General features: G+C 61.5%; 23 protein-coding genes. 11 read left to right on the forward strand and 12 right to left on the reverse strand.

Going from position 1 to position 23,269, the window contains the following annotated elements; all coding sequences use genetic code 11:
- Positions 1-132: 132 nt before the first annotated feature.
- The 4 genes from IE079_RS11505 to IE079_RS11520 form a co-directional block, all read right to left on the reverse strand.
- Positions 133-1,911 (reverse strand): GMC oxidoreductase, encoded by a 1,779-nt coding sequence (locus tag IE079_RS11505; protein WP_189576554.1) that lies wholly within the window; start codon positions 1,909-1,911, stop codon positions 133-135.
- Positions 1,904-2,839, reverse strand: a complete 936-nt coding sequence (locus IE079_RS11510) for a hypothetical protein (RefSeq protein ID WP_189576556.1) — start codon at positions 2,837-2,839, stop codon at positions 1,904-1,906. Before IE079_RS11510 ends, IE079_RS11505 begins: the two co-directional genes overlap by 8 nt.
- A gap of 196 nt (positions 2,840-3,035) precedes the next feature.
- Complete coding sequence (locus IE079_RS11515; protein WP_189577052.1) at positions 3,036-3,506, reverse strand: DUF3750 domain-containing protein; 471 nt, start codon at positions 3,504-3,506, stop codon at positions 3,036-3,038.
- Between the two features lie 12 nt (positions 3,507-3,518).
- On the reverse strand, positions 3,519-3,689 hold the full coding sequence (locus IE079_RS11520) for a hypothetical protein (RefSeq protein WP_189576558.1): 171 nt from the start codon (positions 3,687-3,689) through the stop codon (positions 3,519-3,521).
- 222 nt (positions 3,690-3,911) lie between these two features.
- Here IE079_RS11520 and alkB point away from each other — a divergent pair, with 222 nt between their 5' ends.
- Positions 3,912-4,568, forward strand: a complete 657-nt coding sequence (alkB, locus tag IE079_RS11525; protein ID WP_189576560.1) for a DNA oxidative demethylase AlkB — start codon at positions 3,912-3,914, stop codon at positions 4,566-4,568.
- A 30-nt stretch (positions 4,569-4,598) separates the two neighbouring features.
- Here alkB and IE079_RS11530 read toward each other — a convergent pair whose 3' ends face one another.
- Together IE079_RS11530 and IE079_RS11535 are read right to left on the reverse strand one after the other, a co-directional pair.
- Complete coding sequence (locus IE079_RS11530; protein ID WP_189576562.1) at positions 4,599-4,877, reverse strand: peptidylprolyl isomerase; 279 nt, start codon at positions 4,875-4,877, stop codon at positions 4,599-4,601.
- Between the two features lie 114 nt (positions 4,878-4,991).
- Positions 4,992-5,177: a hypothetical protein gene (locus tag IE079_RS11535; RefSeq protein WP_189576565.1), complete on the reverse strand. Its 186-nt coding sequence runs from the start codon at positions 5,175-5,177 to the stop codon at positions 4,992-4,994.
- Positions 5,178-5,351: 174 nt separating this feature from the next.
- Between IE079_RS11535 and IE079_RS11540 the strand changes: the two genes are divergently transcribed.
- Both IE079_RS11540 and IE079_RS11545 read left to right on the forward strand, forming a co-directional pair.
- On the forward strand, positions 5,352-6,260 hold the full coding sequence (locus IE079_RS11540) for a LysR family transcriptional regulator (RefSeq protein ID WP_189576567.1): 909 nt from the start codon (positions 5,352-5,354) through the stop codon (positions 6,258-6,260).
- Positions 6,257-7,153, forward strand: a complete 897-nt coding sequence (locus IE079_RS11545; protein WP_227712464.1) for an NAD-dependent protein deacetylase — start codon at positions 6,257-6,259, stop codon at positions 7,151-7,153. The genes IE079_RS11540 and IE079_RS11545 overlap by 4 nt, the downstream gene beginning before the upstream one ends.
- Positions 7,154-7,280: 127 nt before the next feature.
- Here IE079_RS11545 and IE079_RS11550 read toward each other — a convergent pair whose 3' ends face one another.
- Together IE079_RS11550 and IE079_RS11555 are read right to left on the reverse strand one after the other, a co-directional pair.
- Positions 7,281-9,059 (reverse strand): GMC family oxidoreductase N-terminal domain-containing protein, encoded by a 1,779-nt coding sequence (locus IE079_RS11550; protein WP_189576569.1) that lies wholly within the window; start codon positions 9,057-9,059, stop codon positions 7,281-7,283.
- Positions 9,059-10,000 (reverse strand): hypothetical protein, encoded by a 942-nt coding sequence (locus IE079_RS11555; RefSeq protein WP_189576571.1) that lies wholly within the window; start codon positions 9,998-10,000, stop codon positions 9,059-9,061. Before IE079_RS11555 ends, IE079_RS11550 begins: the two co-directional genes overlap by 1 nt.
- Positions 10,001-10,388: 388 nt before the next feature.
- On the opposite strand from IE079_RS11555, the gene cfa reads away from it, so the two are divergent.
- Positions 10,389-11,543 carry a cyclopropane fatty acyl phospholipid synthase gene (cfa, locus tag IE079_RS11560; protein WP_189576573.1) on the forward strand — a complete coding sequence of 385 codons (1,155 nt, stop codon included), beginning with the start codon at positions 10,389-10,391 and terminating at the stop codon, positions 11,541-11,543.
- 184 nt (positions 11,544-11,727) lie between these two features.
- Positions 11,728-12,840: an acyl-CoA dehydrogenase C-terminal domain-containing protein gene (locus IE079_RS11565; RefSeq protein ID WP_189576575.1), complete on the forward strand. Its 1,113-nt coding sequence runs from the start codon at positions 11,728-11,730 to the stop codon at positions 12,838-12,840.
- 22 nt (positions 12,841-12,862) lie between these two features.
- Here IE079_RS11565 and IE079_RS11570 read toward each other — a convergent pair whose 3' ends face one another.
- Entirely contained in the window at positions 12,863-13,660 is a 798-nt protein-coding gene (locus IE079_RS11570) for an undecaprenyl-diphosphate phosphatase (protein WP_189576576.1), read from the reverse strand.
- Positions 13,661-13,910: 250 nt separating this feature from the next.
- On the opposite strand from IE079_RS11570, the gene IE079_RS11575 reads away from it, so the two are divergent.
- From IE079_RS11575 to IE079_RS11595, 5 genes are all read left to right on the forward strand, one after another.
- Complete coding sequence (locus IE079_RS11575) at positions 13,911-14,153, forward strand: hypothetical protein (protein ID WP_189576578.1); 243 nt, start codon at positions 13,911-13,913, stop codon at positions 14,151-14,153.
- 155 nt (positions 14,154-14,308) lie between these two features.
- Positions 14,309-14,590 carry a hypothetical protein gene (locus IE079_RS11580; protein WP_189576580.1) on the forward strand — a complete coding sequence of 94 codons (282 nt, stop codon included), beginning with the start codon at positions 14,309-14,311 and terminating at the stop codon, positions 14,588-14,590.
- Positions 14,591-14,822: 232 nt separating this feature from the next.
- Entirely contained in the window at positions 14,823-16,865 is a 2,043-nt protein-coding gene (locus tag IE079_RS11585; protein ID WP_189576582.1) for a PhoX family protein, read from the forward strand.
- 209 nt (positions 16,866-17,074) lie between these two features.
- Positions 17,075-18,724 (forward strand): methyl-accepting chemotaxis protein, encoded by a 1,650-nt coding sequence (locus IE079_RS11590; protein WP_189576584.1) that lies wholly within the window; start codon positions 17,075-17,077, stop codon positions 18,722-18,724.
- Positions 18,725-18,802: 78 nt separating this feature from the next.
- Complete coding sequence (locus IE079_RS11595) at positions 18,803-19,165, forward strand: DUF4870 family protein (protein WP_189576586.1); 363 nt, start codon at positions 18,803-18,805, stop codon at positions 19,163-19,165.
- Positions 19,166-19,179: 14 nt separating this feature from the next.
- On the opposite strand, the gene IE079_RS11600 is transcribed toward IE079_RS11595, so the two are convergent.
- Complete coding sequence (locus IE079_RS11600) at positions 19,180-20,490, reverse strand: MFS transporter (protein ID WP_189576588.1); 1,311 nt, start codon at positions 20,488-20,490, stop codon at positions 19,180-19,182.
- Between the two features lie 168 nt (positions 20,491-20,658).
- On the opposite strand from IE079_RS11600, the gene IE079_RS11605 reads away from it, so the two are divergent.
- Positions 20,659-21,498 carry a 23S rRNA (adenine(2030)-N(6))-methyltransferase RlmJ gene (locus IE079_RS11605; RefSeq protein WP_189576590.1) on the forward strand — a complete coding sequence of 280 codons (840 nt, stop codon included), beginning with the start codon at positions 20,659-20,661 and terminating at the stop codon, positions 21,496-21,498.
- 4 nt (positions 21,499-21,502) lie between these two features.
- On the opposite strand, the gene dctP is transcribed toward IE079_RS11605, so the two are convergent.
- Both dctP and IE079_RS11615 read right to left on the reverse strand, forming a co-directional pair.
- Positions 21,503-22,561, reverse strand: coding sequence for a TRAP transporter substrate-binding protein DctP (gene dctP / locus IE079_RS11610; protein ID WP_189576592.1), 1,059 nt, complete (start codon positions 22,559-22,561; stop codon positions 21,503-21,505).
- 165 nt (positions 22,562-22,726) lie between these two features.
- The gene (locus IE079_RS11615) at positions 22,727-23,128 is read right to left on the reverse strand and encodes a DUF4168 domain-containing protein (protein WP_189576594.1); all 402 of its coding nucleotides are present in this window, start codon (positions 23,126-23,128) and stop codon (positions 22,727-22,729) included.
- Positions 23,129-23,269 lie beyond the last annotated feature (141 nt).

Raw genomic sequence — 23,269 nt, forward strand, 5'->3', positions numbered from 1 at the left:
CTGCGAGCCGGGTTTCAGATACGGTAATTGTTGAAACGTATGCCCGGGAAAAGGCCGGCCCGGGGTTCGGGGGCCGGCAAAGAGGAGGAAGGACAGCCCGGCTGGGCCGGGCTGTTACTGCAGGGGAAGCGGTCAGATTCCCCGCTGGATGACGGCCCGGGTTACGGCATCGTTAATGGAGCTGACCGGGCTTTCCCGGCTAACCCAGGAGTCGCCGCCAAAGTGCTTCTGGAAGATTTTCTCCGCAGTACGGGTAGCCAGTGCCTGGGACGTCAGGGTGGGATTGGGCCCCCCGATGGCATTGGGCAATGCGGAATGGTCGGCAATGTAAAGCCCTTCCACCGCGCGGGCCTCGCAGTTTTCATCCAGCACCGAGTTGCGGGCACTGTCGCCCATGCGCATGGACGACTGCATGTGCAACAGGACCGGGTTCCAGTCCATACGGATAATCTTCGAGGCACCGCCGGCCCGCAGGATTTCCGCGGCACGATTGGTCAGGTAGTTGCGGTTACGGACGGTACGCCTCGAACGGTTGCGCTTTTCCATTCGCACCCTCGCCACCGGGCCATGCTCGTCAGTGAAGGCCTGGGATACGTCCACCCGGTTCTGGTATTCCACATCGTCATCGGTAAGGATCAGTACCGCCATCAGCCGATTGACATCGGACATCATGTCCTTGAGTTCGGTGCCATAGACCCGGCCGCTTTTGCCATCCCAGGACCCGGTGTTCGCCTGGCCATTGTCGTACAGGGAGCGGATGCCGGTATTGCTGTCGCTCAGGTTGTTGGCATGGATGGCCGGCATATTGGCGGTATTCTCGATGGAGCCGTAGCCGGGGAAGTCCGCCCGGGAGGAGGATGCCGCACCCTCGGTACCACCGACATCATGAGGAAACTGGCCCACCACCCAGTCCAGGGCATGGTCCGTGAGGCCCCGTCCGACCCAGCCGTTGAAGTCCGGCAACTCACTGTTGTGCCACAGCCTGGGGTTTTCGATACAGCCTCCGGCCATGATCACCACCCTGGCTTCCTCACTGTGAGTCTCGCCGGTATTGGTGTCGCGCCATTCCACACCCCTGGCCACGCGGCCCAGGCTGAACCGGGGACGATCGCTGATGATGCGGGTTACATAGGCGTCCGACAGCAGTGTGACGGCCTTGCCTCCCGGCTTGTACAGGTCGGCAGTGAGTGCCATGGGAATGTAGCTGTTGTCCGTGGAACGGCGGGCCTTCAGGTTCCGGGGCGCGCCTTTGGGAATCTGGCAACCCTGGAAACAGTGACCGCAAAAGGTACAGCCGGTGGCGTCGGGGTATCGCAATTGTGAGCTGTCCCGGGTTTTGCCGGCGTTGCCACCGGGTTGCAGGATGGCGTTTTCCTGGGGGCGGAAGCCGGCCCGGGTGACGTCCTTGCCGGTGAGGGGCGACAGGCCGGCAGCTTCCGCGCTGTCAAAGAAGGCCTTCTCCTTCTTGCCCATGGCCGCCGTCTGTACCGGCAGGGTGGCCTCGGTCCACTCATAGTAGGGCCGCATCTCGTCATAGGTGAAGGGGAAGCGGAAGCGGGTGTCGTAAAGGTTGCGGTCGGCGCCCCGGTAACCGGCAAATACGCCCGGCATGGCCCGGGGGCTGTTGCCGTAATAGTGCAGGGTGGTGCCGCCGACACCGGCTACCTGGGAGATGCTGCCCGGCTTCGTCAGTTCGCGGAACCAGCCGGGCCTGGTGGGGTCGGAAGGACCCACCCGGAACTTGCCCGTCAGGGTGCTGTTCATGTGGTTTTCAAGGTAGGACCATTCCTGTTCCGGATTGGCGTGGCGTGCGCCGGCCTCCAGCACCAGCACATCCAGGCCCCGCTCGGCCAGCTCCTTGGCGACTACGGGGCCACCGCCACCGGCGCCGATAATAATGACATCACGCATTGTCTGCACTCCTCCGTCCCTGGTAATAACCCATAAAATCATTGCCGCCATCAGGAATCGGCGGCGCATCCGGTTCGTAGCCACTGAGTACCCAGCCAAGTGGCCGCTCGGCGACGGTCAGGTTCTCCGGATCGAACACGGCGAACTCGTTATAACTGGCGAAGCTGGCAATCCGGATCACGAAAGAAATGAGCGCCTGCAGCACCCCCGGTGCCGCGTCCCGGAAAGCGGCGTCGGGAATCGTCCACCGCAAGGCATTCCTGAGCCACGAATTCTCACCGTCCAGGGCGGCCATGACCCGGCCCTTCTGTTCCCAGCTCAGGTTGGAGAAGGGCGCTACAAATGGCCCGCTGCCCGGCGGCTCAATCACCTGGTTGGCCACCAGATTCAGCAGCAGCGTCAGCATGATGGAGTTGGGCACGTCCCCTTCCAGGTACCGCCCGAGGGAGGCATCCAGGTTTTCCAGGACCCATTCGCCGTTGTCGCCGAGGTTGGCGGCGGCATCGTCGGGAATGGAAAGGGGAGCAGCGTCCAGGTAGGCACCGATGCCGTTCAGCAGCTGGTTCATGAACTGTGGCGGCAGGGGAACAACCCGGTCGATACCGCCGGCAAGATACAGGTCGGCACGGGTTCCGATGCCGCCGGGAATGCCGGTGGCGACGCCTTGCTGCTGGCTGTAGGGGTCATCACCGGGCACCGCAAAGGCCACCAGTCCGAAGAAGGTATCATTGCGCAGTGCTTCCAGCGCGGCCCTGAGCTGTTCCGTGGTCCACTGGACATCACTGTTGTCCAGGTCGGCATGGGCCCTGCCGGGCACCAGCAGGCCCGGCGCTACCGCGGCGGCAGCGCCGAGGACTCCGGAGCCCACCAGCACCCGGCGGCGACCCGGATTCAGCGGGTGGTTGAGTGTTTCTCTCTCTCGTTTCACGAACGCCTCCTTGGCATGCTTCAAAATAGGGGTGGCTTACAGATCCTCTTCAGGGTTCTTTAGCACCCTCTATATTATGCTTTTACAATGAGACGTTATTGTTAGGAGTCTCACTTAAACGTGAGGCAAAACTTGATCGACTTGCCTGATTTGCGGGGGCAGGTGAATCTCGGGTAATTCAGCGTTCAGAAAGGGGTCATGGAGCAGGGGAGATCTGCGGCCAGGGGTTCAGCAGGCCAAGGGAGCCGATGCCCGGCAGTTTGATGGCCAGATGCCGGGGGTCAACGCCCAGAGACAGGCCGAGCACATTCAGTTCAAGGCCTTCCCGCACCCCCGCGAGGATGCCGAAGTAGCCCCCGGCGGACAGCTGGTAGCCGACACCTGAAGGCGTCTGGGCGAGATAGTCGTTGCCAAGATAATCCTTGCCGATGGCGGTATTGGGCAGGTTGACATCAAGCCCCGGAACCCGGCGGATAACCCAGGCCACAAAGGTATTGCTGTTGGGGCCGGGCCAGGCTTCATAGGTGTCGGGGTAGGGGTAGTCGGCAATGGCCTGCTCGATGTCGGGAATCAGTTGCGAGGCGGCGTGTCCCGAAATGCTGGCCAGCAGTTCCGGTGGCGATCCGATGTACCACACTCGTGGTTGCTGCGACAGAAAGGTTCTGATCGCAGGTGTAGCTCAGCGGCGGGTGGCAGAGTCCAGAGCGTCACTGATCGCACGGGCCTCGGCTTCGAGGACCCGGTAAAGCAGCGAATTGCCCTGTTTGCTCGCGGCAACGAGCTGTTTCTGCTTGTTTTCGTACAGCCGGTGGAGAAGATCCGCCTGCGGGCTTGAGGTGACAACGGTCATGACGACTCTCCGGTGGTGTCAGCTTGTTTTACGAACAGCCGGTAAACTGGCGTCTGCAGGGAATGGAGCATAAACCGGGCCAGCGAGGCACAAAGCGCGTCAACAAGGCATCTTGTCGTGATTCAGGTAGCATGCGGTGCGATGAATGCGCCGGCAAAACGCCGGAAAGCGCCGTATAGTGACCCTGGGGGTCAACTCCGACGGTAATCAGTGAGGTAACCAGTGCCGGATTTATTTACAGATCAGGATGTGCTCAGCGCACCCGGAGAGCCGGAACAGCTGGGGCCGGGAGCCTTCCTTTTCCGGCAATATGCCACGCCCCTGGCCGGCGAGCTTCTGGACGGCATCCGGGCGGTATCCGCCCTGTCTCCCTTTCGCCAGATGATGACCCCGGGTGGTCGCCGGATGTCGGCTGCCATGACCGGCTGCGGCGACGTCAGCTGGGTGACCGACCGTCGCGGCTACCGGTACAGCGAGGTGGATCCGGAAACCGGCAAACCCTGGCCGGCCATGCCGCCAGCATTTTCGGGGCTGGCCCGTGACGTGGCCGAAAGAGCTGGTTTTGCAGGATTCGAACCCGATGTCTGCCTGATCAACCGTTATCGTCCCGGCGCCCGCATGGGACTGCATCAGGACAAGGACGAGCAGGATCTGCAATGGCCCGTGGTGTCGGTGTCACTCGGGCTGCCCGCGATATTGCTGTGGGGTGGCCTGAAACGGGGTGGATCTCCCGCCAGGTTACGGCTGGAACATGGGGATGTGCTGGTATGGGGGGGAGAGGACCGGCTGCGATACCATGGTATTGCGCCGGTCCCGGATGGCCGGTGTGATGCCACCGGTCATGTCCGCTTCAACCTGACTTTTCGCCGGGCCCGGTAGCGAGGGCCCGATTGCAAAAGGCTCCTGGTATCAGGAGCGGCTGGTAACCTCCAGCAGATGGTAACCAAACTGCGTACGGATCGGACCCATAACGGTATTCAGTTCGCCGTTGAACACAGCCTTGTCGAATTCCGGAACCATCTGACCGGGGCCGAATGAACCGAGATCACCGCCATTGCGACCGGATGGGCAGCGGGAGTGTTCACGGGCGATTTCGGCGAAATCCTGTCCGTTCTCGATGGCCTGCTTGAGTTCATCGCACCTGGCTTCGGTTTCAACGAGAATATGGCGGGCGGTAGCCTGTGTCATGATCAGTTTCCTGTTCTGTGTATGGAACCGGAATGCTGCCTGCCCCATGTGCCCGTGGCAAGTCTTTTTGCGTTCCGCCAGTCCCGTTGGGCCTTGCCGGCCGGTTTTCTGCCGTTAGCCTGCAGCCGGACGATTGGGCCGGGTATAAAGCGAGATACGGTGCTGGGCGGTATGCATCCAGCGAGCCACCATTTTCACAGCTTTCCGGGCGGCCAGGCGGGTATATTCCCGGCGAACCTCAACGGCGTTGTGCAGCACGGTGGAGGGGACGGGGGTGGTTACTACGGCGCGATCTTGCATACGTCTTACCTCCTCAGGTTGGTTTGATTGCATGAGTCGTTGCCTCCCGGCGGATAGTTAACGTCCTATTCGTCAGGGTGTGCGTATTTTGACCGCTCTCATCCGCAGTTTAAATACGTTAAACTCCATAGTTCCGTTGCAAATTTGCAGTAATATGAGACACCGGTACTGAATATGGACTGGGATTACCTGAGATACGTACATGCGCTGACTAATGGCGGCACTCTGGCCAGGGCCGGAGAATTGCTGGGGGTGCACCAGACCACCGTGCTGCGGCGGCTGGACCAGATGGAAGAAGAACTGGGTGTTCAACTGTTCGAGCGCAACCGGGACGGCCTGGCACTGACCCCCGCCGGCGACCTGGCGTTCCGGGAAGCAGACCGGTTGTCGGTGGATATGGAAAACCTCGAACGCCGCCTGGTGGGGCAGGAAGCCCAGCCGGAGGGCCGGGTCCGCCTTGCCACTACTGACAGTCTGCTTAACGGGCTGCTGGCCCCCCTGCTGGCAGATCTGCTTGTCGACCATCCGGGCATCGAACTGGAGGCTATTTCCAGCACGGATGTGGCCGGTCTGACCCAGCGCGACGCTGACCTGGTATTAAGGCCCACCAACCAGCCGCAACAGACCCAGGTGGGCGCGCGTATTGGCTGTATCGAGTCCGCCATTTACGGTAGCCAGGCCTATCTTGACCGGCACCCGTTCGATGAATCCGATCTGCCCGGTACGCACGTATGGGTTATTCCGGACGACAGTTTCGTGCATCTGGCAACGGGCCGCTGGTACCGGCGAAACCTGCGCCGGGCGACGGCAACCCTGCGGTGCAACAGTCTGCTGGGAATGTGCGGCCTGATCCGGTCGGGTGGCGGCCTGGGGGTATTACCCTGTTACCTGGGCGACCGCACCGCTGACCTGAAACGGTTGTCCAGCCCCCTGGAAGGAGAGAGCATTGACCTGTGGTTGCTGGCGCAGCAGGACTCGCGCAGGATGGCCCGCATCCGTGTGGCACAGAACTTTCTCACCGACAGGCTCATGTCTCTGCAGCCATTATTGGATGGACGGCAGACAACCGGAGACCGGTCATGAGATCCATGCGTCCCACAACACGGTCGGTTCCCATGCCCTGCCATGGACCCGAGCCGGCAGAGCAGGCCGCCGCAGAGGCCGCGGGGCAGCTGGCGGACTATGTTCACCGCCATCCCCGGCTGCTGGTGCTGACCGGGGCGGGGGTCAGTACGGATTCGGGCATTCCCGACTATCGCGACGCCCGGGGTGCCTGGAAGCGCCGTCAGCCCGTACAGCACAGTGCCTTTCTGTCAGACCCGGCGCTTCGCCAGCGTTACTGGGGGCGAAGTCTGCTGGGCTGGCCGGTGATTCGCAACGCCACCCCGAACCTGGCTCACCAACATCTGGCGGAACTGGAACGCCTTGGCTACACCAACCTGCTGGTCACCCAGAATGTTGACCGGCTGCATCAGAAGGCCGGCAGCCGGGCGGTGATCGATCTGCACGGTCGTGCGGACCAAGTGCTGTGTATGGACTGCGCTTATCGCTGTGACCGGGATCAGGTCCATGAGTGGTGTGCCGAGCTGAATCCCGGGTTTCTTCATCTCACTGCTGGCGTTGCTCCCGACGGGGATGCGGATCTGGAGGCGGATTTCAGCCGCTTTCGCGTTGCCGACTGCCCCCACTGCGGCGGCATCCTGAAACCGGATGTGGTGTTTTTCGGAGACTTTGTGCCCGGAGAGCGCGTCAACCATGGGCTGGACCATCTTCGTCAGGCGGACGGCTTGCTGGTGGTGGGGTCATCGCTGATGGTGTATTCCGGGTTGCGTTTCTGCCGCTATGCCAGGGAGTGGGGCAAACCCATGGCAGCGCTCAATCTCGGCCGCACCCGTGCCGATGACATGCTGGATCTGCGCCTGAATGCCGGCATCACCCAGACCCTCTCCCACTGTCTGGATTTGCTGACACCCTGACGGTCAGCCACAAAAAAGGCCCGGCAGAAACTGCCGGGCCAAACGACACTCTGCAAGCAGAGTGTTACCCCCAACGTTCGCCGGAGTCCTTTCCGGCTCTGGCCACCTTCCCCTGGCGGCGCAGGTTTCAGAGACCCCGGTTGATCACGGCCTGGGTGACCACGTCATCAATGGAGCAGATCGGGCTTTCACTGCCGACCCAGGCATCGCCGTCAAAGTACTGCTGGAAGATCTTCTCGGCAGTACGGGTGGCCAGCGCCTGGGTGCTCAGGGTCGGGTTGGGCCCGCCGAGAGAGTTCGGCAGGGCCGAGTTGTCCGCAATGAACAGGCCTTCCACGGCCCGTGCTTCACAGTTCTGGTCCAGCACCGAGTTGCGGTGATGGTCACCCATGCGCATTGAGGAGTGCAGGTGCAATAGTACCGGCGTCCAGTCGGTGCGAATGATTTTCTTCGCGCCGGCGGCCCGCAGGATCTCCGCAGACTTGTTGGCCAGGTAGTCCCGGTTGCGCTGGGTGCGACGTGAACGGCGACGCTTGTCGATGCTGACCCGGGCCACAGGGCCATGGTCATCCTCGAACACGCGGGAGACATCCACCCTGTTCTGGCGTTCCACGTCATCGTCGGTCAGTACCAGGATGCTCATCTGACGGTTGATGTCTGACATCATGTCCTTGAGCTCGGTACCAAAGACACGGCCGGCCTCGCCGTCCCAGGCGCCCCGGGAGCCCAAACCATTGGTATAGGCACCGCGGATGCCGCTGTCGCTGAGAGCCAGGTTGTTGGCGGCTGCGCCCGGCGTGTTGGCGGTGTTCTGGATGGCGCCATAACCCGGGAAGTCGGCACGGGACGAACAGGAGGTACCCTTGGCACCGCCCACGTCGTGGTCGAAGATGCCGGTGACCCAGTCCAGAGCATGATCGGTCAGGCCACGGCCTACCCAGCCGTTGGGATCGGGCAGGTCGCTGTTCATCCACAGGCGCGGGTTCTCGATACAGCCGCCGGCCATGACCACAACTTTCGCGTCCTCGCTGTGCACTTCACCGGTATTGACGTCGCGCCATTCCACACCGGTTGCCTTCTGCATGCGACGACCCCAGCGACGGTCGGACAGAATGCGGGTGACATAGGCATCGCTGACCAGGGTGACGGCCTTGCCGCCGGACTTCCACAGGTCCGCCGTCAGCGCCATCGGCGTGTAGCTGTTATCGGTAGAACGACGGGCCTTCAGGTTGCGCGGCGCGCCCTTGGGCAACATGCAGCCCTGGAAGCAGTGGCCACACAGGGTGCAGCCCGTGGCATTGGGGTAGTTCAGCTGTGATGGATCGCTGGTCTGGCCGGCGGTGCCTCCGGGTTGCAGTATGGCGTTTTCCTGGGGGCGGAAACCGGCATGGGTAACGTCCTTGCCAGTGATCGGTGTGAGGCCTGCTGCCGCGGCACCATCGAAAAAGGCTTTTTCCTTGGTACCCATGGCCGCAGTCTGTACCGGCAGGGTCGCCTCGGTCCACTCGTAGTAACCACGCATTTCGTCGTAGCTGAACGGGAACTTGTGGCGATGGTCGTACATTCGGCGGTCACGACCACTATAGCCGGCGAACACGCCTGGCATGGCGCGGGGGCTGTTGCCATAGTAGTGCAGGGTGGTGCCACCGACACCGGCCACCTGGGAAAAGGAGCCCGGGGTGGTCTGCTCACGGAACCACGCCGGTTTGGCCGGGTCCGAGGGCCCGAAGCGCAGCTTGCCGGAAAGCGAGCTGTTCATGTGGTTTTCCAGGGCGGACCACTCCTGCTCCGGGTTGGCATGGCGTGCGCCCGCCTCAAGCATCAATACATCCAGGCCGCGTTCGGCCAGTTCCTTGGCGACTACGGGGCCACCGCCACCGGCGCCAATAATAATCACATCACGCATCAGACACTCCTCCGACCCTGGAAATAACCGATAAAGTCGTCGCTACCGATACCGCTTGGCGGTGCATCGGGCGCATATTGGCTCAGAACCCAACCCAGCGGACGCTGGGCCACTTCACGGGTGGCCGGGTTGAACACGGCAAACTCACAGTAACTGCCAAAGCCACTGACGCGCAGCATGAACGATATCATCAGGTTGAGTACGCCAGGGGCGGCTTCCCGGTAATGCCAGTCGGGGATGGCCCAGGTGATGGCTCGCCTCAGCCAGGAGTGCTGGTTTTCCAGTTCCTCGAATACCCGGGCTTTCTGATCCCAGGACAGGTTGGCAAAGGGTGACGGGAATGGGCCGTCGATGGAGCCGGCAACACGGGTTGCGGCCAGGTTCAGCAGCAGTGCCACCAGCACCGAGTTGGAGACTTCGCCTTCCAGGTACTCGGTGAAGGTGCGGTCGAGGTTTTCCAGAATCCACTCACCGTTCTCGCCCACGTCTTCAGACGCCATCTCGGGGATGTCCATGGGAGACAGGCGCAGGTAGGTGGCGATGGAGGCCAGCATCTGGTTCATGAATGCCGTCGGCATGGGCACCAGCAGATCGGTGCCACCGGACAGGTAAAGATCCGCCCGGGTGGTGATACCACCGGGATAGGGCGTGCTGACACCCTGGTACTCGGAGTAGGGATCGTCGCCGGGAACGCCAAAGGCAATCATGGCAAAGAAGGTATCGTCCCTCAGTGCATCAAGCGCCGTGCGCAGTTGTTCGACGGTCCAGTCAACGGGTTCAACGTTTTCCTCCGGGTGACCCCAGCCCCAATGGCCACGGCGCCACCCTGCGAACGCCATGCCGGGGTTCACTGCGGCTGCCGCACCAAGCAGGCCGGAGCCTATCAGCAACTGCCGCCTTCCGGAATTGATGGGTACATTGGACGGTTTGTCTTCTGACACAGGCACCTCCCTCTCATCACTTCTCGGGCCCACTGGAGATGGCTGTGCCGGCCACCGGGCCCTGTTTTTATTGGAGAAACTCCAGTTTCTCTCATATCGGGTTACCGGTGCTTAACCGGAACCTGTACAGCAAGGCTAACGGTTAATTAAGACAAAACCAGTAAATGTCTCGAAAAATATGACATGTCTTACATCAAATATTTCTTGTTGAGACACGGTCATCGTTTTTTGGCCTGAGAGGGTCGGTGACGTCATGGTCGTGTCGCTCCTGACGTCATAGAAGGCTTTTTCCGGGCTCATTGAGCAGACCAATTAAAAAAATGGATGTTTTGGGTCTATCTTGAAAATAGACGGATAAACTCTACGGTATGTCAGGAGGGACAAGTTCATGGAGCTGTTAAAACAAACTGGCAAGGCGAGGGTTGCAGGTCGGTCACCCCTTCAGGACTATCTGCGGGAGCTTCTGGCAAAAGCCGATATTGACCTGGGCGGAGACCGGCCCTGGGATATGCAGCTTAATGCTCCCGACGTTCCCGAACGTATCTTTGCGGGCGGCAACCTGGGACTGGGCGAGAGTTATATGGACGGTGCCTGGGAGGCGCAGGCGCTCGACGAATTCATTTACCGGCTACTGCGCGCCCGTCTGGCCCAGCAGGTAAGACCGAGGCGGTTGCTGCTGCATTACCTGAAGGCTCGCCTGTTCAACCGGCAGACCGTCTCGCGGGCAAAGGAAGTGGGTGAGCGGCACTATGATCTCGGTAACGAGTTCTACGGGGCCATGCTGGACGCCCGCATGACCTACACCTGTGGCTACTGGAAGGACGCCACGACGCTGGACGAGGCCCAGGAAGCCAAACTCGACCTGATCTGCCGCAAATTGCAGCTGGAACCCGGCATGCGGGTGCTGGATATCGGCTGTGGCTGGGGAAGTTTCATGGCCTATGCCGCCGAGCATTACGGGGTGGAGTGTGTCGGTATCACCATCTCCCGTGAGCAGACCGAGCACGCCCGCCGGCAGTATCCGGAGCTGCCTCTCGAGTTTCGGCTGCAGGACTACCGGGACGTGGATGAGACCTTCGACCGCATCGTCAGCATCGGCATGTTCGAGCACGTTGGTCAGAAGAACTACCGGACCTATATGGAGGTGGCCGAGCGCTGTCTGAAAGATGGCGGCCTGTTCCTGCTGCACACCATCGGCAAGAACCAGCGCTCCCATGGCAATGACCCCTGGATAGACAAATACATCTTCCCCAACGGCGAGCTTCCCTCCATTGGCCAGATCGGCGATGCGGTGGACAACCTGTTCGTGGTGGAGGACCTGCACAACTTTGGCCCGGACTATGACAAGACGCTGATGGCCTGGTACCGCAATTTCGAGGAGGCCTGGCCCCGGTTCGCCGACGAGCTTGGCGAGCGTTTTTTCAGGATGTGGCGTTATTACCTGCTGTCCTGCGCCGGCGCCTTCCGGTCCCGGGACCTCCAGTTGTGGCAATGGGTTCTGTCCAAGGGTGGCACCGGCGGTGTCTACCCCCGGGTGGTCTGACAGGACTCTGCTCAGCAGGCTGCACCTGCCGGTCGGAACATCGCCCCCCGGCAGGCGACGGTCAGCATCCCGCACCTGGTCTGGATCTGATGGCTGGCCTGTGCGAGGCTGTCGCCTCCACGCCCACAGGCCAGTCGGGGTTCTTCGGACCCTGGCCCGTTGTCCATCAGAAGAGTGAGAAGTCATGCTTGCCAGTCAGGTCGAATCCCGGGAATTTCTGTTCCAGTTATTTGACGTCCTCGATACCGGTGCTCTGGCCGCCCGCGAACGCTATCAGGCCCATTCGGACAGCTCCCTCCGGGCCGTGGTGGAAACCTTTGGCCGGCTCTCGGCAGGTCGCAGCGGTGCCGGTGACGAGCGGGCGGAAGCGTTGGCGGGCGACTCCGTTGGCGTGGTGCCGGAAGTCATCCTGACGCTGGGTAATGCCCTCTACGAAACCGCCGGCCAGCAATCGCGCCTGTTCCGTACCCGTTCGGAAGACCTGATAGCCGCGCCCATGGCCGCATCTGTCAGTGCGTGGCAGGACTACCGGACATTGCTGACAACCCTCGACATGGCGGATCTGGACGCACCGGAATCGGCGGATCTGCGAGGTCGGTTGCTGGTGGCGAAAAGTCGCAGCGAGGCTGCCCTGGCCATGGGATTGTATGGCGCCTCCCTGGCTGAGGACGTGCAAAGCCACCCCGAGGCGGACCAGCGAGCGAACAGCGAACGCCTGCTGGCATTCCTCGAACCGTTGCTTGCCTGGTGGCCACGGCACGCCGCGTGGCTGACCTCAGTGAGCCTGGGAAGGGCGCGCGATGCCAGCCAGATCCCTGATCCTGATGAATCCGGCCGCCTTGCGCGGGAATTCCTGGGTCAGCGGGTGTGGCAGCATCAGAGTCATGGCCTGCAGTTGTTCCTGCAGTCCCTGCAGAAGGATCTGGAGGCCGCCACCACCCAGGACACCCAACAGTGGGCTCTGTCTTTGAGTGAAACCCTGCAACGGGCGGTGAAGGTCACCCAGGGCCTGGGGCAGGGCCTGCAGGGCGGGGCCGGAGACCGGGTGCTGGCCAACGCCAGCCGTTACCTGCATCTGTTCGGCGAGATGCTGGCGGGCTGGATGTGGCTGCAACAGGCCAATGCCGCGGCGCGCCTGCTGGCGGAAGCCGGGCCTGGCGAGGAAAGCTTCTGCCTGGGCAAGCTGCAGGCGGCCCGCTACTTCTTCCACTGGACCCTGCCGGAAGTGGCGCAGGACCTGGTGCTGCTGCAGAATCAGGACACCACCTGTCTGGACATGCGGGCAGGCTGGTTCTGATTCCCCCGGGCCGGCCTGTGGTTCAGGCAAACACGCCGATCAGAATAATGCCCAGAATGATCCGGTAGGCTACGAAGGGCATCATGCCGATACGCTTGATGAAGGCCAGGAAGAAGTGGATGCACAGGTAGGCGGACACCGCCGACAGCAGGGTGCCCGCCGCCATGGCGCCCCACTGGATGGGGGCCGACGTTTCCACCAGGTCCTTGATCAGCAGGGCGCAGGCCAAAACGATCACCGGAATCGACAACAGGAACGAGAAGCGCGACGAAGCTTCCCGGTTCATGCCCATGAACAGGGCGGCGGTGATGGTGATGCCGGAGCGGGACGTGCCCGGGAAAAGTGCCACCGCCTGGGCGCAGCCGATTACCACCACGTCCTTCCAGGTCATCTGGTATTCCGAGCGACTGCCACGATGACGCAGGTCGGCCCAGGCCAGCGCCACCCCGAACACGATCAGCCCGGCAGACAGGTACAGCGGTGACCTCAGTACGGTTTCAATGGTGTCCTTGAACGCCAGGCCGGCCAGCCCCACCGGTATGGTGCCCAGCAATACCGCCCAGGCCAGCCTGGCGTCAGCGTCCGGCTTGCGGGTGTGCAAGGAGCGGAACCAGCTGCCGGTCATGTCGGTCAGCTCTCTGCGGAAGTACAGCACCACCGCCAGCAGGCTGCCCAGGTGGAGCGCAACGTCGAAGGCCAGGCCCTGGTCCTGCCAGTCAGTCAGTACCGGCACCAGAATCAGATGGGCAGAGGACGACACCGGAAGGAATTCGGTAATTCCCTGTACCAGGGCGAGGATCGCAACCTGAAGCCAGTCCATGGATCATCCTGTTAAGTGGTGAGGTGGAGGGGAGTGGTAACCTGTTGAATCGGGGCTATTCTAAACAAAACGCCGGGCAGGGAACAGACAACAGGCGCAAACGGCTGACAGGTGCCCGTCCCGGCGCCCACGGTTTCTGGAAAATACCGTCAAAGTGATCCAGACTTGCATCACTACCAACAAGAATTATCCAGCATGGCGTTTTTCCAGGAATTCGCCGTTTTCGGTTTCGCTCACCACAGGCAAGAGTATGGCGAACGCAAGGCCCTTACTGGAAACTTCCCTCAGGACGAAACTGACCCATTACATCCTCCAGCAGCAGATTGTTGAACTGGTCTACCGGGATGCAGCAGGCCAGATTCAGGTCGTACATTCACGTATCCGGGATCTGTTCACCCGTCCGGGGGGCGACTTTATCGCCCTGGACAAGGGCGTACTGCTGGCCGTGGATCACATCCTGATTGTCGATGGTTATAACCTCAACGGTTATTGACATCCGGTAACCTGGTGGCAATGCAATTTATACAGGTAGTGTCCTAGTATCGGTGGTGGCTACACGGCAAACATGAACCCTGTCTCGATGTTTTCGGGGCTGGCGTAATATCACCAACCAAAGCCGTATTTTCACTAACCAAAAGGAATGACCTGATGAAAAAGCTGACGCTGAGTTTCTTCACACTGATGCTGGTTCTGGGGCTGGCTGCCTGCAGCGACGACAGCGAAGAAGGCGCGGATTTTGGCGAGGCTGCCGAGAATGTTGAGGAAATGGGCGAAGACGCAGCCAGTGCTACCGAGGAGACCTTCGAGGACGCAACCGGCACGCAGGAAGGCCCGGTAGAGGGCGCTGCCGAGTCCGCCTCCGATACCGCTGATGAAATGGGTGAGGAAATGGAGGAAGCCGGCGAGGAAGTGGATGAATCCATGAACTGAGTGACCCGGTAAACCGGTTCGCAGTATCTTCGTTTCGCATTACCTTTGTGAGAAAAGGCGGGTTCCGTTGGGGGCCTGCCTTTTCTTTTTTTGGGGCCGTCATGGATCCGGCGCCAGCATCATATAGTCATCTATTGTACGCAAAAGTGACAATATTTCGTCACCGTCCTGTAAAGTTTCCCGCCCATCCTGTGGTTTCCACAACCTCTGATCATCAGAAGTGAGAGAGACTATGACTATAAAAGACCAGAACGCACCCAGCCTGATCAAGCTCGACCCCGAACACGAACCCGTTGTGAACCACAGTGACAACCAGCCCTTTCATCAGGTGCTTTCCTCCCGTATGCAGCGCCGGACCGTCATGAAAGGCACTATGGGCGCCGCCCTGGCGGGATTCATGGGCCTGTCCCTGGCCGGTTGCGGCAGTGACAGTGATGACGACGATGATAACGGTGCAGGTGATGGTGGAAACGACGGCGGCGGCAGCGAGTCACTGACGCTGGGCTTCGAGCCTGTGGCGCCCACCGACGCCAACCAGATAACCGTACCTGCCGGCTATACCGCCACCGTCTTCCTGCCCTGGGGAACCCCGGTGACCGGTGCCTATCCGGACTTCGACCTGCAGGCCAATAACACCGGCGAGCAACAGGAGCAGCAGGTAGGCATGCACCACGATGGCATGCACTACTTCCCCATCGATGTGAATGAGGGCGGCAGCAGTTCCACGGAAGGCCTGCTCGTCGTCAACCACGAGTATATTGACCAGAACGCCGCTCACCCCAATGGCCCCACTACCCTGGAAAATGGTGACCGCCCGGCGGATGAAGTACGCAAGGAAATCGCCTCTCATGGCATCACCGTGGCCCACATCAAGCGGGACAGTAACGGCCAGTGGGACCTGATGCAAAGCGCCTACAACCGTCGTATTACCGGTGCTACCCCCATGGATCTGCGCGGCCCGGTGCGCGGCGCCGCCAAGGTGATTACCCCCTACAGCACCAACGGTACCCGCACCCGCGGCACGCTCAACAACTGTGCCCATGGGGTAACGCCCTGGAATACCTACATGATGGCCGAAGAAAACTGGCACGGCTATTTCGTTACCCGGGATGAGCCCAAGCCGAAGGAGTACCAGCGTGCGGGTGTCGGCACTGAATCCCGTTACGACTGGGAACTGGCGGACAGCCGCGCCGATGAGTACGTCCGCTTCGACGCCACCAGCACCGGGGCCTCCGCCACCGACGATTACCGTAACGAGCCAAACGGCTTTGGTTTCATGGTCGAGTTCGATCCCTTCAAGCCGGAATCTGTTCCCCAGAAACGGACCGCGCTGGGCAAATTCGGCCACGAGGGCGTGATTTTCGCGCCGGCAACCGAGGGCGAGCCGGTCGTGTGCTACTCCGGCGACGACCGTCGCTTCGAATACATCTACAAGTTCGTCTCGGCCCAGCCCTACCGTGCCGATACCGCCAATGGCAGCCTGCTCGACAATGGCACCCTCTACGTCGCCAGATTCAACGACGACGGTTCCGGGGAATGGCTGCCCCTGTCCATGGACGACGCTGGTTTTGTTCAGAAGATGGAAGCCGCCGTTGGTACCCAGGTCGGTGATATCCAGTTCGACGAGGCCTTCGCCAATCAGGCGGACCTGCTGCTGAACACCCGTCTGGCAGCGGACATTGCCGGCGCCACGCCCATGGACCGGCCCGAATGGGGGGCCGTGGATCCGCTGACCAGGGAGGTCTACTTTAACCTGACCAACAACAGCCAGCGCGAGGAAGACGATACCGACCCAGCGAACCCCAACGGCCCCAACCCCTGGGGTCACATCATTCGCTGGAAAGAGGCCGGTGGCGATCAAAGCGCCACTGAGTTTGAATGGGACATCTTCGTGTTTGGCGGCGAGTCCGGCACCCAGACTGTGGTGGACGGCGACGTTGTGGTCGAGCTGGACGAGAGCAACCAGTTCAACAGCCCGGATGGTCTCTGGTTCGATGCTGATCGTCGCCTGTGGATCCAGACCGATGGTCGCTGGGGCGACCCCTGGGGCAACAACATGATGCTGGCGTCCAACCCGGATACCCGGGAAATCAAGCGCTTCCTGGTGGGTCCCAGCAACTGCGAGGTTACCGGTGTTGTTACCACGCCGGATCAGACCAGCATGTTCGTGGGTATCCAGCACCCGGTTGCCTGGCCTGAAGAGTCTGCAGAGGGCCACCCCCGCTCTTCCTGCGTGGTGATCACCAGGGACGATGGCGGCGTCATCGGCGCCTGACCCCATGGCGAGCCCCTGAGCAGATCCAGGGGCTCTTGCCGATAGCATTGCCGGCCCTCGTGCCGGCTTTTTCGTTGGTGAGAATCGGGAAAAGTGAATCCATGTAAATTATATGCCTGCTTTCACTAAAGTCGGATTCCTTCGGCGTGACTTTGTCGTATGCTGGCCTGACTATAATTCGAACAATACCAATAAATAGTGAGGTCCAGATGGGTATGCCAAACCGGTTTGCTGTGGTAACCGGGCTGTTGTCGCTGTTGGTGGTTTGTGTGGTGGCAGGGGTGGCGAGCCACCTCAGTGCCGGTGAGCCATGGCTGGTTACCCTGGTGTCCGCGATCGCTGCGTTGCTCATGGGTAGCCTTTGGTGGCTATGGGCAATGTTGCCCATGCTGCGGGCGACTCACCAGCTTGCCCGGGGTGAGCTGGACCGCAGTCATCCCTGGTATCCACGCTTCGAACCACTGCTGGAACAGGCGGCGACAGGCCGGACACTGACCGACACCCTGTCGTCATCGGCCGACCAGAACGCCGTGTCTGCTGCCGAAGTGTCCTGGGCCGCCGACCAGCTCAAGCAACGCCTCGACCGCCAGGTGAGTGAAATCCGGCAAATGACAGACTACGCCGGCCAGGTGACGGAAACCGTGCGTGACAGTGCCCGCAAGGCCGGCGAGGCGGCCGAGCGCGCCCAGGGCGCCAGCCGGATCAGCGGCGATGGTCGCGGCGCCCTGGAGTCCGCAATCGGTGATATTCGCAAGGTGCACCAGCAGTCGGAGCAGAACCTGTCGCTGATCCGTGACCTGAACGACAAGTCCGACCAGATCCAGGGTGTCACCTCGGTGATCGAGGCCATCGCCGAACAGACCAACCTGCTGGCCCTGAATGCCGCGATCGAAGCCGCCCGTGCCGGGGAGCAGGGGCGGGGGTTTGCGGTGGTGGCCGATGAAGTCCGCAGTCTCGCCTCACGAACCACCGAGGCCACCGCCGAAGTGGCAGGGGTATTGACGGGGATACGGCAAGCCACGGCCAGCATCGTCGATGGGGTGGAGCGGTTGTCCGATTCCGTGGACCGGGGGTTACAATCAGTTGAGTCGGTGTCCGGAAGCCTGGAGCGTATCGGCCATGAGGCAGACCAACTGGAGGGTGAGGTCTTTGCCATTGCCGACAGTGACCGTGAGAACGAACGTAACCTGGAGCAGATTCTTCAGGGAGTGGAAACCCTGCGGGACGAGATGTCGGAAAGTGATCGTGGTGTCGGCGAACTGGCGACCCAGGCTGCCCGCCTGATGGATCTTGCGGAGCAGGCCAATGCTGCCTTCGCGGCCAGCAGCAGAGAAAGCTACCATCGTTTTTTCTACGAACAGGCATCCAGTGCCGCTGACGCTATTGGTAAGCGCTTCGAGCAGGCCCTGGCGCAGGGCGAGCTTTCCGAGTCACAACTGTTCGATCAGCACCGCACGCCAATTCCCGGTACCACCCCCACCAAATACCATAGTGGCTTTGACGAGTTCACCGATCGCGTACTGCCGGAGATCCAGGAGCCGGTAGCGGCATCCCACGATGCCCTGGTCTTTGCCATTGCCACGGCGCCCGACGGTTACGTGCCTACCCATAACCGGGTCTTTGCCCACAAGCCCACCGGCAACCCGGAGCAGGATCTGGTTCGCAGCCGCAGCAAGCGACTGTTCAACGATCGCACCGGTGCCCGTTGCGGCAGCCACACCGACACCATGCTGTTGCAGACCTATCGACGCGACACGGGCGAAATCATGCATGACCTGTCGGTGCCGATATTCGTGAATGGTCGTCACTGGGGCGGCCTGCGGCTTGGTTATAAACCGTCCACCGGGGATGCCGGTTAAGCAAGGGCAGGGGGGCATGGTCACTGGTCCGGGTCAGGGCCTATACTGGTGATACACGCTTCAACACAGGAACAGCCCTTGACCGATCAGGAGTTCATTCCCGCCAGGCGGCAGGAGCGTCGCCTTGATGAAGACCCGCTATGGAAAGTGGTGGTCGCCGTCTACCTGCTGCAGGCGCTGGCCATTCCCACCAGCGGCCTGATGGCCGTGGCCGGTGTGGTCATCAACTACCTGAAACAGGATGAAGCCAACAACAGTCCGCTGGCGGCCCATTTTCGCTGGCAGATCCGCACCTTCTGGCTGGCCCTGTTGTGGGTAGTGGTGGGCACGGTGACCACGTTCATTATTATCGGCTGGTTTATCCTGCTGGGGCTTGCCATCTGGTACATCTATCGCGTGGTACGGGGTGCCCTGGCGCTCAACGATGGCCGTGCGCCCTGACGGTACACCCGGCGTCAGACTTCCTTCAGTCTCAGGGCACTGAGGGTGCCCGCCAGCCCCATGAAGCCCAGCAACAGTATGACCGCAACATTCGACACCAGTGACACCAGCGCAGTCAGGCCACCGGTGGCAAGCAACAGCAGACCAATCACCGAGTTGCTGACCGAGGTGTAGTCGGTGCGCTTGTTGCCGCCGGCCATGTCCACCAGATAGGTCTTGCGGCCCAGCCTGACGCCGGCATGGGCAATGCTCAGGATGAAGAAGGCCAGGGGATAGAACCAGGCGCCCCCCGCCTGCTCACCGAAGAGCAGGGCCGCAAACCCGACCGTCAGACAGATACCACTGGCAATGATCGCGCCCCGGATCATCACCTGCCGGCTGCTGGCGTCCGCCATCCAGCCCCAGACACTGGCGCTGATGGAGCTGGCCAGGCTGCCGGCCAGCAGGAACACCCCCAGCAGCCAGGCGGAATTGGCCTGTTTCTGGGCCAGTATCACGAAGTAGGGGGCGGCCAGCGCGGAACACAGCAGCAATGCCCGGGTAATCACGAAATGGCGGAACGGCCGGTCCTTCCTCAGCAGGCTCAGGTTGTTGAAGGCATCCCGCAGGGCGTTGCCGCCGCCGCTGGTTTCGCCCTGGTACTCATCAATGCTGGCAAAGAGCAGGCCCGCAACTACCCAGAAGCCGGCGGCCAGTAGCAGCAACAGGGTGTAGAACAGCGTGGACGGATCACCCCGGTCCCAGAACAGCACCACGGTAAGCACCGCCGTGGCACTGCCGCCCAGGGTGGTGGCCAGGCCAGACAGGCGGCCGCGGCGACCCTTGGGAATACACTTGCCCTGCACATCCTTCATCGACACCGAACAGAACCCCCGGGCCAGGGAAAACACCACCAGCGCGGCAACCACGCCACCGCCAGCGGCGTATCCCTGCAGGAACCACACACTGGCCGCCATGGCGGCGACACTGACTGCCTGACCCAGGGAGCCGAGGGTCCAGAACCACTTGCGTACCGGTTTGCGGCGCACCCAGGCGCCGATGACCATCTGGGGCAGCATGGACCCGGACTCCCGGATCGGTACCAGCCAGGCCACCAGGGCCGGCGCTCCGACCGCGCTCAACAGCCAGGCAAGCACGGTCTTCGGGCTGATCAGCAGATCACCGAGTTTGGTGAGCACGTTGCTGGCCAGCATCAGGAAGAAGTTGCGGGGCACCTCCCGGCAGGCTTCATCGGGCAGATCGGAACAGGCCCTGGCGTCCTCTTCGTTGGCTATGAGGCTGTAGAGCTGATCGGCGGTATTGCGCGCGCGCTGCGTCTCCGACAAGGGGCTGTCTCCCGGTTTGTGATACAGGATAATGATCGAGTCGTTATTCGTTGGCCGCCAAGATTAACAGGCTTTCCCGGTCAGTCGTACCGGCACCGGGCTTGTCCGACGTCCCGGTATCGGGCCTAATGGCGCCAGAATTCAGATACGGATGCCGGAGCTGATCGGATGCTGAGTTATCTCCACGAATACCACGCCGGTAATTTCGCCGATGTGCACAAGCATGCCGCCCAGGTGCTCGCCTTGACCATGATGCAGGCCAAGCCCTCGGCCATTGCCGGTTTTGATACCCATGCCGGGATTGCCCGCTACGATCTGGATGCGGATCGCGCCCGCAAGACCGCCGAGGCGGACACGGGTATCCGGCGGGTGTGGCGGCAGCGTGACCGGCTTTCGGGCGCGGACTGGCAACCGGTTCTGGGGGAACTCAGTCGGCTCAACGAGGGCTCGGACCACCTGCGTTATTACCCGGGCTCGCCGGCCTGGTTCCACAGCCTGCAGCGGGCACAGGATTCACTGACCGCCTTTGAACTGCATTCCGGCGAGTCATCGCGATTGCAGCAATGGGCCCGGGAGCGCCGGGTTTCAGTGCTGGCAGAGGATGGCCTGAGCGGATTGCTGCGACAGTTGCCGCCCCGGGCGCCACGCCTGCTGGTGCTGATGGATCCGTCCTACGAGCTCAGGGAGGATTACCGGCGGGTGGCTGATACTCTTGCCAGTGCCTGGCACAAATGCCGTCATGGGGTTTTCCTGATCTGGTATCCGCAGCTGACCAGTGACCTGCACGGCCGGTTAACAGAGCGCCTGGCGAGCAGTGGTCTGCGCAAGATCTGGCACAGTGAAGTCAGGCTCAGACAACCACCGGAGCGGGGCATGACCGGGTCAGGGGTGCTGGTGGTGAATCCACCCTGGGGGTTCGGGGACCGGCTGGATGCCATTATGCAGGAGGTCTCTGCTCCTGAAGGCCTTGGTATACGGCACTGCCAGGGCTGGCTGGTGCCTGAATAGTCTGTCAGTCCGCCGTCTGCTGCCCGGATAGCGACTGAACCCGCTGCAGAAGGCGCTCACCGCGTTCCCCGGCACGTTCCCGGTAGGCATCACGAGCTGGCAGGCTGGCATCCCGGAATCGTGCGCGCTGATCATCCGTCAGTGGTTCCACGGTGATCCGGCCTGATTCCCGCAGCTGTTGCAGATGCCGCCGGTTGTAGTCCCGCTGTATCTCGTCGATGAATTCCGGCATGCCGCTGCGGGCCGCCTCGAGCCACTGGCGATGTTCTTCGTTCAGGTTCTGGTGCCAGTTGCGGTTACTGACAACGCTGGCCACGAACCGGGTGGCCCGGGGAACGGTCATCACCGACTGCACCTCATGGAAGTTCATTTCGGCAATGGCAAACACCGGGTTGCTCTGACCGTCCACCTGGCCCAGCTGCAGGGCGTCGTAAACCTCTGAATAGGGTAGTGGTACCGGTTCGGCACCCCAGGCCCGGAACACCTCGGCCTGCTGCGGCGCGGTCATGGTTCGCATGCGCAGGCCGGAGAAGTCCTCGGGTGTGTGAAGGGCCCTGTCGGCCGTCCACATCATCCAGCCTTCCGGTACCAGGTCCAGCAACTGCAGACCGGCGTCCTGCCATCCTGCCTGCAGCAGTGCCCGCAATTCGTCGTCGGCCAGGATCCTGCGGTTGGCCCGGTCGTTCTCCGGGAACAGGAATGGCAGGAGAAAGATGCCGGCTTCCGGGATATCGTCGGCGACGTGCCCGGGGGAGGCAAAGGCCAGGTGTACCCGCCCGTCTTTCACCAGTCTGGTCAGCTGGGGCGAGGTGCCGATGGAACCATAGGGATAGACTTCCACCTGCACCTGACCATCGGAGAGTACCTCGATACGGCGCCGGAATTCCTGAGCCCAGGCGTCCTGCACACTGCCGCCGATTTCTTCCAGGGCGAAGCGCCAGATTTCCGGTTCCGGCTCGTCGGACAGCAAGCCCTTCATCGGACTGTCGTTATCGCTGCAGGCAGGCAGCAACAGTCCGCTGGCAATGGCCAGCATGAGGGCGCCAAAGTGCCTGGCTTTCATGGGGCGGTGTTCTCCGTTGGCATGACATGTCTGGTGATGGTTACACGGCTATCCTAGACGACTTGACGCCATTCCGGTACCCGCGCAGGTGGGCAGTCAGGAACAAAAAAGCCCCGCATGAGAGCGGGGCAAGTTGAGGCAGGGTATTCTTCGCAGAGCAGTCAGTTACATCAGGGCATCAACACGGTTGCGGACACTCGGCTCGCTGTTGTACGCGGTTGCGATCGCGTTGTAGGTGGGGATGTCCAGGCCGGCGTCCTCAATCACGGAAACCATTTCGTCATTGGCTTCCATCTGGAGTTCCCGGGCCTCATCCTGCGAGCCTGCATCTTCGATCTTGCCCATGTACTCGTCGCGGATGCCATTGATGCCCTCCTGGGCTTCCACGAACTTGCGCAGCTCTTCGTCGTTGTAGTCGGTTTCCACCTCACCGCTTGCTGCCGGGTTGCTGTAAGTACCCTGATCGGTCTCGGCGGGCTCCTGGGCTGATTGTGACTGGGCGTAAACCGCCGGTGCACCGGCTACCAGGGCAAGGGATACGGTGAAGGAAGTCAGCAGTTTTTTCATGGTCAGTCTCCTTGGTTGACGAAACGTTCGTTATCACTATTTCCTGTATCCAATAGTCGTGCCAATTATGGAGGTTACCTATAAATCCATTAAATACAGTCACTTAAAGATTTCGGGCGGTGACATCCATGTAATCTGGAT

Source organism: Marinobacter zhanjiangensis (assembly GCF_014651935.1).
Taxonomy (GTDB): Bacteria; Pseudomonadota; Gammaproteobacteria; order Pseudomonadales; family Oleiphilaceae; genus Marinobacter; species Marinobacter zhanjiangensis.